At 66.4% G+C, this 556-nt stretch carries 1 protein-coding gene; it reads right to left on the reverse strand.

The window, feature by feature from the left end; translation table 11 throughout:
• A partial coding sequence (locus NKI63_RS30680; RefSeq protein ID WP_352824134.1) for an IS66 family transposase occupies nucleotides 1-556 on the reverse strand: 556 nt, incomplete at both ends.

The following is a 556-nucleotide window of genomic DNA, read 5'->3' on the forward strand; positions in this document are numbered from 1 at the left end:
CGCGCTCGATATCGAACAGGGCATCGATGCGCTTCACGGCTTCAACCGCGAGCGGATAGACCAGGTTGGGCTTCTCGCCGTGCGCCTTCTTGCGCGCCGCCGCCTCGATATCGGCTAGCTCGAACACTTTGCGCCGGCTGTGAGCCCAACAGCTGGCTTCCAGAATAGGCGCTGGCTGACGGGCCGCCGCATAGAGATCGCCATAACCGCCATAGGCATCGGCCTGCAGAATGCCGCTCCAGCCGGCGAGATGCGCCGCGGGATGTTCGCCTCGGCGATCGCGGGAATAGTAGAACACGACCGCCGGCGGATCGGCGCCGCCGAACGGTCGGTCATCACGCACATAGGTCCATAATCGGCCGGTATCGGTCTTGCCCTTGGCCAGGACCGGCACCGTCGTGTCATCGCCGTGCAGACGTGAAGCGGCCAGCACATGGGCTTCGAGCTGCTTGAACAGCGGCATCAGCGCCGCGGCGCCGGCGCCGACCTGGTCGGCGAGCGTCGACAGGCTGAGCGGCACGCCTTCGCGGGCATAGCGTTCAGCCTGGCGGTTGAG

The organism is Mesorhizobium sp. M0410 (assembly GCF_040321435.1).
GTDB lineage: Bacteria > Pseudomonadota > Alphaproteobacteria > Rhizobiales > Rhizobiaceae > Mesorhizobium.